General features: G+C 33.6%; 11 protein-coding genes. 4 read left to right on the top strand and 7 right to left on the bottom strand.

Features of this window, described 5'->3' with window-relative positions; translation table 11 throughout:
* Positions 1–19: 19 nt before the first annotated feature.
* Genes B2745_RS10680 through B2745_RS10655 form a run of 6 tightly spaced genes read right to left on the bottom strand, consistent with a single transcriptional unit; the run spans position 20 to position 4760 of the window.
* Complete coding sequence (locus tag B2745_RS10680; RefSeq protein WP_304066268.1) at positions 20–1057, bottom strand: DUF2157 domain-containing protein; 1038 nt, start codon at positions 1055–1057, stop codon at positions 20–22.
* 51 nt (positions 1058–1108) lie between these two features.
* Positions 1109–2113 (bottom strand): bifunctional riboflavin kinase/FAD synthetase, encoded by a 1005-nt coding sequence (locus B2745_RS10675; RefSeq protein WP_304066265.1) that lies wholly within the window; start codon positions 2111–2113, stop codon positions 1109–1111.
* 9 nt (positions 2114–2122) lie between these two features.
* On the bottom strand, positions 2123–2848 hold the full coding sequence (gene truB, locus B2745_RS10670; RefSeq protein WP_304066263.1) for a tRNA pseudouridine(55) synthase TruB: 726 nt from the start codon (positions 2846–2848) through the stop codon (positions 2123–2125).
* Positions 2848–3642 (bottom strand): undecaprenyl-diphosphate phosphatase, encoded by a 795-nt coding sequence (locus B2745_RS10665; RefSeq protein WP_304066260.1) that lies wholly within the window; start codon positions 3640–3642, stop codon positions 2848–2850. The genes truB and B2745_RS10665 overlap by 1 nt, the downstream gene beginning before the upstream one ends.
* Positions 3642–3878 carry a DUF3098 domain-containing protein gene (locus B2745_RS10660; RefSeq protein WP_026904456.1) on the bottom strand — a complete coding sequence of 79 codons (237 nt, stop codon included), beginning with the start codon at positions 3876–3878 and terminating at the stop codon, positions 3642–3644. Before B2745_RS10660 ends, B2745_RS10665 begins: the two co-directional genes overlap by 1 nt.
* Positions 3879–3881: 3 nt before the next feature.
* On the bottom strand, positions 3882–4760 hold the full coding sequence (locus tag B2745_RS10655) for a cell division protein FtsX (RefSeq protein ID WP_304066257.1): 879 nt from the start codon (positions 4758–4760) through the stop codon (positions 3882–3884).
* 213 nt (positions 4761–4973) lie between these two features.
* On the opposite strand from B2745_RS10655, the gene B2745_RS10650 reads away from it, so the two are divergent.
* The 4 genes from B2745_RS10650 (at position 4974) to B2745_RS10635 (ending at position 12411) form a co-directional block, all read left to right on the top strand.
* The gene (locus tag B2745_RS10650) at positions 4974–8300 is read left to right on the top strand and encodes a leucine--tRNA ligase (RefSeq protein ID WP_304066255.1); all 3327 of its coding nucleotides are present in this window, start codon (positions 4974–4976) and stop codon (positions 8298–8300) included.
* A 74-nt stretch (positions 8301–8374) separates the two neighbouring features.
* Positions 8375–8806: a hypothetical protein gene (locus B2745_RS10645; RefSeq protein ID WP_304066252.1), complete on the top strand. Its 432-nt coding sequence runs from the start codon at positions 8375–8377 to the stop codon at positions 8804–8806.
* A gap of 117 nt (positions 8807–8923) precedes the next feature.
* Positions 8924–11398: a TonB-dependent receptor domain-containing protein gene (locus B2745_RS10640; RefSeq protein ID WP_304066249.1), complete on the top strand. Its 2475-nt coding sequence runs from the start codon at positions 8924–8926 to the stop codon at positions 11396–11398.
* Between the two features lie 89 nt (positions 11399–11487).
* Entirely contained in the window at positions 11488–12411 is a 924-nt protein-coding gene (locus B2745_RS10635) for a cobalamin-binding protein (RefSeq protein ID WP_304066246.1), read from the top strand.
* Here B2745_RS10635 and B2745_RS10630 read toward each other — a convergent pair.
* Entirely contained in the window at positions 12408–12929 is a 522-nt protein-coding gene (locus B2745_RS10630; RefSeq protein ID WP_304066243.1) for an NADPH-dependent FMN reductase, read from the bottom strand. The genes B2745_RS10635 and B2745_RS10630 overlap by 4 nt on opposite strands.
* Between the last annotated feature and the right edge of the window lie 47 nt (positions 12930–12976).

Here is a 12976-nt window from a genome sequence, read left to right as displayed (position 1 = left end):
CTTCAAATTTGGAGGGCTTTTACTTTTGTAGAAATTCTAAGTTCCAAATTTTTTCTGCTTTACGCCCAATTAACCAAAAAGAAATAGCCAAAATAAAGAAGAATAAAGCTTTATGCCAGCTATCCCAAAAATATTCAAAAAACCTAGTGTATAAGTTGATGATGAGAAAGGTTACGCCAAATTCTCGGGCCATTTCATCTTTAAATTTAAAGCCAATAAATAGGGTGATGATACAAATGGAAATAGAAAGTAAAGCCCAAGTAAAAAGCTGTATTTGGTTTACTTGATACCATTCGTCTATAGAAGCAAAATTTCCAAAAATCGATAATAACCAAAGTGCAGAAAATGAGTATAATAAGCCAATAAAATAAGTGGTTTGAAATAGAAACTGCTGATTCTTAATGTTCTTTAAGGTAAAAGATAAAGCAGTTAAAATTGCTCCAAAACAAACAAAGCGTAATGGGTAATTCATCCCTAAGAAATAAAAATTACTTCTGGATAGATAACTGCTTTCTGTACCAAACCAAGCACCTAAGGAGAATAAAGCAAAAGCCCAAATCAATTTGGATTTAAAGAAATAACCTAAAAAAGCATAAACTGGTATAGCCATTAAGAAAACAGCACTATAACTATCAGTACTTGCTTTAAAAGATTTTCCTAAATAAGCCAATCCATTAGCAATCAGCATAACGCCTATAAAAAGTAAAGCCTCATTTGTGAATTGTTGTTTAGGCAAGATGGTTCTTCTCTTGTTGCCTCTGTATAAAACCCAAGCAGCAATTAAAAATGAAAATACACTGATGATATAGTTTGGCGCATCGTAAATTTGATAAATGAAATTTAGGATGTCATCATCAATAAGCAAAGAGCCTAAAGCAAATACGCCACACGCTAAGGCAATATAAATAGCGTATTGTGCTAATTTGCGCCAATCGAATGCTTTTGTTTCATAAGAAGATTTTAGTTTTTTGGCGGTTTCTTCTTCAATGATAGATTCTTTCTTCCAGTAATCTATCATCTCATCTAAAAAATCTGCTTTCTCGCGGTCTATATTCATATTTAAACCTTTAAAAAATAGCCGACAAAATATCAGCCAATAGCTATGAGTTTAAGATACAAATATCTTTTCTACAGCAATTTTATCTTTAGCAAGTTGAGCGGTAAGCTGCTCTAGATTTTCAAATTTAATATCGTGTCTTATGAAATGGAGAAAATCTAATTGAATATGTTGATGGTAAATATCATCAGCAAAATCAAAAATATTTACTTCAATATTTTGGCTCATTCCGTTAATGGTTGGTCTATGTCCAATATAAGCCATCCCTCTAAATTTCTGTACTTCAGCAGTATCAAGTTTATCATCAGTAGAAATATAGAAAGGGTTTCCAATGATTTGATTTTTGTTACGATTGCTCTTCACATAAACCTCTACAGCATAAATGCCATCAGAAGGAATAAGTTTATAGTTTTCTTCAATAAATAAATTGGCTGTAGGGTAGCCCAAAGTACGGCCAATTTGATCGCCTTTGATAACTTTTCCGGTTAAAGAAAAAGGGTGACCCATAAAATCATGAGCAGTTTTTACGTCACCAGCCAAAATGGCTTCTCTTATTTTTGTAGAGGAAACGGTAACATCGTTAATATCTTGCTCGGGTATTTCTTCAACTTTATAATTAAAAGTGTTTGAAAAATGTTGAAGCTCTTTCAAACTTCCGCGGCGGTCTTTGCCAAACCTATGATCATAACCAATAATGATAGTTTTGGTCCCAATTTTATCAACTAAAATGTCTTTGATGTAGTTTTCAGGACTTAGATTAGAGAAATCTCTAGTAAATGGTGTTATGATTAGATGGTTTACGCCTAAGCTACTTAGCAAAGCAGCTTTTTCTGTCATGTTATTGATAAGCTTTAGTTGATGATCCTCTGGGTGAAGAATCATGCGTGGATGCGGGAAAAATGTTAGGATAACCGTTTCTCCGTTTATTTTTGCGGCTTCTTCTACCAGTTTTCCGATAATCTTTTGATGACCTAGATGTACACCATCAAAAGTACCGATAGTTACTACAGCGTTATCTAGTTTCTTAAACTCATCTATATGATTATAAATCTTCATGATACTGAATTATTTAAAATCAGGGTTTTGTTTAATCTCTCTGATATGATTTACCAATTCCATAATCTCAAAAGCATCATCAACATTAAAGTTACCACTTTTGGTTCTTCTAAGCTTGCTTAAATAAGCACCGTTATTTAGTTTTTTTCCAAAATCATGAGCCAGAGAACGTATATAGGTACCTTTGCTACAAACTACTCTAAAATCTATTTCAGGGAGTTCTATTCTGGTAATTTCAAATTCAGAAATGGTAACTTTTCTTGATTTTAGTTCTACATCTTCACCTCTTCTTGCTTTCATGTAAAGTCTTTCGCCATCTACTTTAATGGCCGAATGTGCTGGTGGAAATTGGTCTAATTCACCGATAAAATGTTGGGTATTAGCTCTAATAGCTTCTTCTGTAAGTCCTGATATATCAAAATGTTGATCAACTTCAGTTTCTAAATCATAAGAAGGAGTGGTAGCACCGATGGTGATAGTTCCTGTATATTCTTTCTCTTCGGCCTGAAAAGTATCTATTTGTTTAGTGAGTTTTCCGGTACAAATGATTAATAAACCGGTAGCCAGAGGGTCTAAAGTACCTGCATGCCCAACTTTTAATTTTAAAGGCTTAAAAGAATTACGCAGTTTACCTACCACATCAAAAGATGTCCATTTATAAGGCTTGTTTATGAGTAAAATTTCGCCAGTAGTAAAATCAAAATTGGGGAATTTTTTTTCTTGAACTTCTTCCATTACACCACCTGTAAATTGGTACCGCTCAAAATAAAAGCAATTATTATAGCACCAACTATAATTCTGTATATCCCAAATACTTTAAAGCCATGCTTGCTTAAATAGCCAATAAAGCTTTTTATCGCAATTAATGCTACCACAAAACCAACGATATTACCAATTAAAAGTAAGTTTAATTCCTCGTTAGTAATGGTATTGCCGTCTTTATAAAAGTCGAATAGTTTTTTAGCTGTTGCGGCAAACATGGTTGGTACAGCTAAAAAGAAAGAAAACTCCGCAGCTGCTTTTCTACTGAGTTTTTGTGTCATCCCACCGATGATACTTGCCGCAGATCTTGAAACGCCAGGTATCATCGCAATACATTGAAATAAACCTATTTTAAATGCTGTTGGATAGTTGATAGCATCAGAATCATCTATATTTCCATCCTTAAACCATTTATCAACAAATAATAATAAAATTCCTCCAATCAATAAAGAAATAGCAACCGTAAGCGGACTTTCTAATAATTCGTCTATTTTATCGCTAAAAAGAACACCAAAAATAATGGCAGGAATAAAGGCTACAAACAGTTTGAAATAAAAATCTATAGACCTAAAAAATCTCTTGAAATAAAGTACAAAAACCGATAAAATAGTGCCTAATTGTATGGCAACAGTAAATAGTTTAACAAAGTTGTTTGATTGAATGCCCATTAAAGAAGAGGCAATAATCATGTGGCCTGTAGAAGAAACAGGTAAAAACTCGGTTAAACCTTCTATAATGGCTAAAATAATAGCTTCAAAAAGATTCATTAATGAGATTTAGGAGTTGATTTTTTTAAGATAGCGTAAAAGCCTAAAGCAAAGCCAGCTAAAACTACAATAGGGGCTAAAACAGTTTTTCTAAAATCATAAATATCCGTATCGCCTGTCATTAAAGCAAAACCAATAATTACGATAGCGATACTGATAACCAGAAACTGATAATTGCTTTTACCAAAAACAAATTGAACTTTATTGTCTGGGGTTGATGTTGGTTTTTGAGACATGGTTTATCTGTATAAATCGTAAATTTTTAATTTCAAGTATTTCGTAACTGCAAAGTAAGTACTTAAACAAGAGATAAAGATACCAACGCCAATTACTGCTATAAATACAATGGCAAACTCATAGTAATTTCTTAAAATTACCAGTTCTGGAATTTGTTGTTGTGCAAAATATAAAGTTAGCACCAATAAAATAATAGCAATTAAACCAGCAATTAAACCGTGTAAAAAGCCATATACTAAGAAAGGTTTCCTAATAAAACTTCTGGTAGCGCCTACCAATTGCATACTTTTTATTAAGAAACGCTGCGAGTAAATGGCCAGTCTTATGGTATTATTAATTAAAGCAATAGCGATGATTAAAAGCACAGCACCAAATCCAAAAATTACTAATGATATGGTTCTGATATTTTGGTTAATCATATCAACTAAAGATTTTTGATACCTAACTTCATTAATCATCGGATTTTTTTGAAGCTGTTTACTTAAAATATCAATACTTTGATTGTTAGCATATTCTGCTTTTAAATAAACATCAATAGAAGAAAGCAAAGGGTTATAGCCTAAAAATTTGATAAAATCTTCACCTAAATCTTGGGTTAGGTTTCTTGCAGCTACTTCTTTACTAATGTATTGTGTAGATTTTACATAACCATTAGCCTCCACCTGTTTTTGCAAAGCTAAAATATCAACCTCTTTTGTACCTTCGTTTATCACTAAGTTAAGTACAATGTTTTCTTTAACATAGTTTGATAAATTTTTACCATGTACCAAAATTAAACCCAATAAACCAACCATCAATAACACTAAAGAAATGCTTATAACGGTTGAGATATAAATGGTCTTGGTTTTTTTTGATGCTCTGCTATCTTCAAATTCTTCCATAAAAACTGATGATTATTTCTGCGAAAATAAGAAACCTTAGTCTAAAATAAGCATGATTACTTGTAAACTATAGAATTTAACATTTTTTGGCTTTTAAAATATTTCTATAACGTTTGTTTTTCAGATAATTTATAAGTTGTATAGCTTAAAATAAATAAAAGCCTAAAGCCTATACATTAATTTTTTATTTTCGCACAAATAAAGAATTGCGAAATGGATTATCAATTTAAAAGTATAGAAGCTAAGTGGCAAAATTTCTGGGCTCAAAACCAAACTTATAAAGTAGAAACCGATACCACTAAACCCAAGTATTATGTGTTAGATATGTTTCCTTATCCATCTGGTGCAGGTTTACATGTTGGGCATCCGCTGGGTTATATAGCTTCTGATATTTTTGCTCGCTATAAAAGATTAAAAGGCTTTAACGTTTTGCATCCCATGGGTTATGATTCTTTTGGTTTACCTGCAGAACAGTATGCCATACAAACGGGGCAACACCCGGCTATTACTACAGAAGCTAATATTAAAAGATATCGTGAGCAATTAGATAATCTGGGTTTTTCTTTTGATTGGACTAAAGAAGTACGCACTAGCTCTCCAGATTATTACAAATGGACGCAGTGGATTTTTATGCAATTGTTTAATGCGTGGTATAACAAATCTACTGATAAGGCAGAGCCTATCTCAACCTTAATCCATCACCTAGAAACACAAGGAACGGCTAATTTAAATGCAGTTTCTGATGATGATACACAAAATCTTTTACCAACAGATTGGGCCGCTTTCTCTGAGGAAGAGAAACAAGCAGAATTGTTAAAATATCGTTTAACCTTTTTGAAAGAAAGTACGGTAAACTGGTGCCCTGCTTTAGGTACTGTTTTAGCTAACGATGAGGTTAAAGATGGTTTTTCAGAACGTGGCGGGCACCCGGTTGAGCAAAAGAAAATGATGCAGTGGAGTATGCGTATCACCGCTTATGCAGAAAGGTTGTTACAAGGCTTAAATGATATAGACTGGCCAGAACCATTGAAAGAAATGCAACGCAACTGGATAGGAAAGAGCGTTGGAGCGATGGTGAAGTTTAGCCTCATCCCCAACCCTTCTCCAAAGGAGAAGGGAGCGCAGGAGAACCTATCATTCGGATATGAAACGGCTAATTCTTTTGTGTGGGATTTATTAAAAGAGAATTCTAAAGTCAATCGTAAAAATCAAACGGATGCAGAATTTGTGCTTTGGCAGAGTTTACGTAACAGTCAAATAGGTTTTAAAATAAGAAGGCAGCATGTAATTGAAGGATATATTGCTGATTTTGCATGTCTGTCACAAAAACTTGTTATCGAAGTTGACGGAGGTTATCACCAGGATATTGATGCAGCAGAATATGACAAAATAAGAACTCATTTCTTAAATCAAGCAGGTTTTGAAGTTATCCGATTTACTAACGAAGAAGTAATCAATCAAACAGAAAAAGTAGTTTCTGTTATAAAAGAAAAACTAGAGCATTTATCCCAGCAAAAAGAATCTACAACAAATCAAACGATACAATCCAAGCGTTTATCCACAGGACAGGCAGCTCCCTCTCTTTCGGAGAGGGCGGGGGGTGAGGCCTATATAGAAGTTTTCACCACCCGTGTAGATACCATTTTCGGGGTTTCATTTTTAGTGTTAGCTCCAGAACATGAGCTAGTTGCGAAAATTACAACGTCAGAGCAGAAAGCAGAAATTGAAGCTTATATTACTCAAACTAAAAAGAAATCAGAATTAGACCGTATGGCTGACACCAAAACCGTATCAGGAGCTTTTACAGGTGCTTATGCTATCAACCCGGTTGATGGTGCTAGAGTTCCTATTTGGATAGCCGATTACGTTTTAGCAGGTTATGGTACAGGTGCGGTTATGGCTGTTCCTTCCGGAGATCAACGTGATTATTTATTTGCCCAGCAGTACAATTTGCCTATCATCCAAATCTTAGATGCGCAGCAAATGGAAAACGAGGCTGATCCCACTAAAGAAGGTAAATACGTAAATTCTGGTTTTATCAACGGTTTAGCCTACAAGGAAGCTACCGTAAAAGTTATTGCCTTTTTAGAAGAAATAGGTATGGGATACGCAAAAATAAATTACCGTATGCGTGATGCTATTTTTGGTCGCCAACGTTATTGGGGAGAACCTGTTCCAGTATATTTTAAAAATGGCTTGCCTTATCTAATAGATGAAAGCGAATTGCCATTAATGCTTCCAGAAGTTGATAAATACTTACCAACAGAATCTGGTGAGCCACCCTTGGGTAGAGCAAAAGATTGGAAATATAAAAACGAGTATGAATACGAATTAAGCACCATGCCAGGTTGGGCGGGTAGTAGTTGGTATTGGTATCGCTATATGGATGCAAAAAATGAAAACGCTTTCGCTGATAAAGATAAAATAGCTTATTGGAAAGACGTTGATTTATACATAGGCGGTTCTGAGCATGCTACAGGACACTTATTATATAGCCGTTTTTGGAATAAATTCTTAAAAGATTTAGGTTATGTAACTGAAGAAGAACCTTTCAAGAAGTTGATTAATCAAGGGATGATTCAAGGGAGGTCTAATTTTGTTTATAGGATTAATGACGAAGAGGGAAGAGGTACAAATCAGTTTGTTTCTGCTGGTTTAAGGAAACAATATCAAACTTCTGCTCTACATGTTGATGTCAATATCGTAAACAACGATATCCTAGATACAGAAAAATTTAGAGCATCCAGACCTGAATATAAAGATGCTGTCTTTATTTTCGAGGATGGAACCAACTCCCTCTCCTTTGGAGAGGGCAGGGGTGAGGCCAAATACATCTGCGGAGCCGAAGTAGAAAAAATGTCTAAATCCAAATTTAACGTAGTTAACCCTGATGATTTAACTGAACGTTACGGAGCAGATACTCTACGTATGTATGAGATGTTCTTAGGCCCTCTAGAGCAAAGCAAACCTTGGAATACCAACGGTATAGAAGGCGTATTTAAGTTTTTAAGAAAGTTTTGGAAACTGTTTCATGATGAGGCCTTCAATTTTGTAGTTTCTAATGAAGCACCAACAAAAGCCGAGTTAAAAGCTCTGCATAAAATTATCAAAAAGGTAGAAGAAGATATAGAACGTTTTTCTTTCAATACCTCAGTTTCTAGTTTTATGATTGCCGTTAACGAGTTAACAGACTTAAAATGCAACAAAAGAGCTATCCTTCAAGATTTAGTTTTATTATTGCATCCTTATGCGCCACACATCACAGAAGAGCTTTGGGCTTTATTAGGAAATGCAGAAGGAACAATTTCTTACGCAAGCTTCCCTAAATTTAATCCGGAATATTTGGTTGAGAATGATTTTAACTATCCTATCTCAGTCAATGGTAAAACCAGAACCAATTTAAGTTTCCCTTTAAGTATGGAAACTGCAGATATAGAAAAAGAAGTTTTAGCAAATGAAGCTGTTCAAAAATATTTAGAAGGTAAATTGCCTAAAAAGGTGATAGTAGTAAAAGGAAGAATTGTTAATATTGTAGTTTAGAATTAAATATTTAGAACCGTAAATATTATATTTGCGTATAAAACCTAAGCTAAACAAATTAAAACCTTTAAACTATGAAAAATTTATTTTTTATTTTACTTCTACTCGTATGTACTAATTTCTTAAATGCTACAATTGTTGATGACAAAAAATCTGAAATTGTTATAGAAAATAACGAAATCAAAGCAAAAGACAAGATTCTAGGAAAAATTAAAGCTGATGAAAAGGAAATAATTGCTGCAAAATCTAAAATCAAGAACTATGTAGTTTCTATTTACAACAAAAAAGGGGCTTTAATTGCTACTTACGATGTTAAATCAGCATTAAAGCAATCTAAAAAAGACCGTAATATTTTAGAAGCATCTTTAAAAACTTACAAAGATAATGTTACCCATACAGGGTCTAATTTCTTAGATTTTAATGCAAATATGACTACAGAAATAGACCAAACGGCACCACAATTCTCAAGAGTTATTGAATATTTAATTCAAAACAAGTACATGTAAATCTTTTTTATCAAAAAGGTTTAGTAAAGTAAGTGTTACAGGAGAAAATAATTTCTGCACTCCTGTAACATTTACTTTTTTTTTGCTTCTAATTTTGCAAATACAACAAAACAAGGGATGAAATATTTATACTTATTACTAATTGTTTTAATATCAACTAAAACATTTGCTCAAATGCCTATGGGGGCAGGTGGTGGTTCAAGCACCATTATTGGCAAAATATCGGGTACTGTAATAGACTCGCTAACCAATAAACCTATAGATTATGCAACTATCGCACTATCAAAAAGTCAGCAAACAAAATCAACCAATGGCTCTTTGGCAGATGATAAAGGCGCTTTCAAAATAGAGAAAATAATACCAGGTAAATACAGAATCACTGTTTCTTTTATTGGTTATCAAACCAAAATTATTGACCCTGTAATAACAACCAACAGCAAGCCCGATATTAATTTAGGCATCATCAAGTTATCGCCTAACACAAAACTTTTAAACGAAGTTGTTGTAGAAGGACAAACCTCTATAGTAGAAAATAAAATAGATAAATTGGTTTATAACGCCGAAAAAGATGTGGCTATTGCTGGTGGTAACGCTACTGATGTTTTACGTAAAGTACCACTTTTATCTGTAGATTATGATGGTAATGTATCTTTAAGAGGAAGTTCAAACATCAGGGTATTAATTAATGGTAAACCATCAGGTACCATGGCTGGTAATATTGCCGATGCTCTAAAAGCGATACCTGCAGATCAAATTAAAAACGTAGAAGTCATTACATCTCCATCGGCAAAATACGATGCTGAGGGTACTTCTGGTATCATCAATATCATCACTAAAAAGAACAACTTAGAAGGGATGAGCGGTTCTGTTAATGCAGGCGTTGGCATCCGTCAAAATAGTGGAAATATAAATTTAAATCTTAAAAAAAGTAGGTTAACGGTTACTGCAAACGGTGGTGGTTACTATTCTTGGCCACAAACTTCTATTCTAGATTTTAATAGAATAGATAGTGATGGAGGTTTTAATCTTCAAAGTGGTAGAAGTACTACCGAGCGTTTAGCAACTAATGGTTCTATAGGTGCCGATTATGATTTCAATAAATATAATTCGGTTAGCTCTACCCTTAAATTAAACTGGTTTCAGTTTGGTGTAGATGGTTTTAATGATATTAATGATTCTAATGAAAGTGATATTTTTACTCGTATAACCAATAATAAAAATAGAGTTACTGGTTACGATTGGAATAACGATTATACCCACAAATTCAAAAAAGAAGGACAAGAAATTTCATTAGCTTGGCAATTAACCCAAAGTAATTTGGTTAATGATTATGATTCTTATTTTTCTACAGTAGCTCGTCAAGAAATTGGTACTAGTGATGCTATCAATAAAGAGTCTACTTTTCAGTTAGATTACACGCATCCTTTCAAAAAAGTAGTTTGGGAAACAGGTGTTAAAGCCATTTTAAGAGATATCACCAATGATTCTGGCGTCGATAGCGCAGATTTATCTGGTGATAATAAAATTCCTGTAGATGGTAGAAATTTTATTTATGATTATAATCAAGATGTGCTTTCTGCTTACACCACCTTTGGTTTTACCTTAGCTAAAAAGTATGGTGTGAAAATAGGAGGTAGGTACGAGTTCACAGACATTAACGGTTTTGCAACAGGAACTACAGCGTTTACGCCTTTTACCAATGATTATGGCAATTTTGTGCCAAGTTTTGTGGTTTCAAGAACTTTCAAGAATTTCCAAACCGTAAAGTTTAGTTATAATAAACGTTTACAAAGGCCAAGTGTGTTTTTCTTGAATCCGTTCCTAAACTCTGCCGATTTTTATAATCAATCTCAGGGTAACCCTAATTTAGGGCCAGAGCTAGCAGATAATTTTGAAATTAATTACTCCACCTTTGTTAAAACAACTATTATAAACGCTTCTATTTATTACAGAGCAACTAAAGATATTATTGAGAGTATTATTACTCAAAGAGCTGTAGATGGCGAAATTATTTCATTCACCACTTATGATAACGTAGGTAGAAATAATTCTGTAGGATTCAACTTCTTCGGCTCTGTTAATCCAACAAAAAAGCTTACGTTAAGAGGTAATTTTAACATTTACACCTATGATATTAATTTGTCTACTGCAAGTGCAAATTTTTCAGCTATAGAAGATAAAGTTTATTTGATGTATAACGGTTTCTTAAGTGCGACCTACAACATGCCTAAAGGTTTAGTTTTTGAGACTTTTTTAATTACCAACTCACCAAGAAGAACTTTCCAAGGTAGAAATCCATCTTTTAACATGTGGAGCTTGGGTCTTAAAAAAGAGTTATTTAACAAAAAAGGAAGTATTGGTTTAAATGTGATAGATCCATTTAATAACCGCAAAAATTTCGAGTCTGAAATTAGAAACCCAGCCTTTGTACAGTCTAATAATTTTTCTATCCCTTTCCGTTCTGTTGGTGTTAACTTCAGCTGGAGATTTGGAAGCTTAAAAGTGAATCAAAATCCTAAAAAAGGTGTTAAAAATGACGACTTAAAACAAGGTGATGGCGGAGGCCAAGCCGGTGGAGGTATGGGTAACTAAAACCATTAATAAAACAATTTAAAACAGGGATAAATCGGATAGGTTTATCCCTGTTTTGATTTTACTATCTTTGCAGAAACTTGATATTCATGAAGAGAATTATTTCTTTATTACCTGCCGCAACCGAGATTATTTGTGCTTTAGGCTTAGAAGAAAATTTGGTTGGACGCTCTCACGAGTGTGATTTTCCAGCCAGTGTCCAGCATTTGCCTATTTGCTCTGATGCGAAATTTACTTCAACAGGTAGCAGTAAAGAGATAGATCAACAAGTGAAAGAAATTTTATCAGATTCTTTATCTATCTACAAAATTGATAAAGCATTAATTCAACAATTAAAACCTGATATCATCATTACCCAAGCACAATGTGATGTTTGTGCCGTTTCTTTAAAAGATGTAGAAGAGGCTTTGGCCGATTTTATTAGTCATCAAAGCCAAATTATTTCGTTAGAACCTAAAGTTTTAAATGATGTTTTTGATGATATTAGAAAAATAGCTGTAGCAACAGACACGATGCTTGCAGCCGAAGCTTTGATAGAAGATTTAGAAGAGCGAAAAGACATCGTAAAACATAAACTAAAGTTTTTTAATGATAAACCTAAAGTAGCTTGTATAGAGTGGCTAGAACCTGTAATGGTATCAGGGAATTGGATTCCTGAGTTAGTAGAAATTGCAGGAGGTACATCATTATTAGCGCAAAATGGCCAGCATTCTCCCTTTGTAAGTTGGGACGAAATTGCAGAAGCAAATCCAGATATTATCGTTGTGATGCCATGTGGTTTTTCTATCTCTAGAACCATGCAAGAGATAGGTGTTTTATTGAGTCAACCGCAATGGAAAGATTTGCAAGCTGTTAAAAACAATAAAATCTACATTGCTGATGGTAACCACTATTTTAACAGAAGTGGTCCACGCTTAGTAGATTCTATCGAGATTTTAGCTGAAATCATCACACCAAAATATTTCAATTTTGGTTATGAAGGCAATGCTTGGCTTAAGTTTGATGTAGCTTAAAAAGCAATAAACTTTTCTGCTTGCTCATCGCAAAACTTGACGGTATCGGCATTAAAGAAATCAGCATCTTCATTTAATTCTTTATGTACTGCCGTAACATGAATTTTTAAGGGCATAACCTGCATATTCATATAATTACAAACACCAGTAAAATGGTCTACACCACGTATGTTTCCATATTTTCCTGATGATACACCAACTAAAGCTGCTTTTTTACCGTAGAAAGATTGAGGAAAGTCGCAAGCATCTATAAAAACTTTTAAAATACCCGGGAAACTTCCATTATATTCTGGAATCACAAAAAGAAATTTATCAGCGGCAGAAACCAATTGTTGTATATTTTGGAACTCGGCACTTCTTTTACCATATAGATCAGAAATAATTAAATTTTCAGGTAAATCTGTTAAAGATAAAACAGAGGCATCTGTGCCTTTAGCTTTTAAAATTTTTTGGTAATATTTTGCTACTTTAAGCGTATTACTATTCAGCCTGTTAGTTGCTGAAATTATTAAAGTCATATCTGTATGTTTATAAATCTTCTAAACGTGTGGAAATTGATATTGTT

The organism is Pedobacter glucosidilyticus (genome assembly GCF_002483235.1).
In the GTDB taxonomy this organism is placed as follows: Bacteria; Bacteroidota; Bacteroidia; order Sphingobacteriales; family Sphingobacteriaceae; genus Pseudopedobacter; species Pseudopedobacter glucosidilyticum_B.
This window is presented reverse-complemented; position numbering and strand designations above follow the sequence as displayed.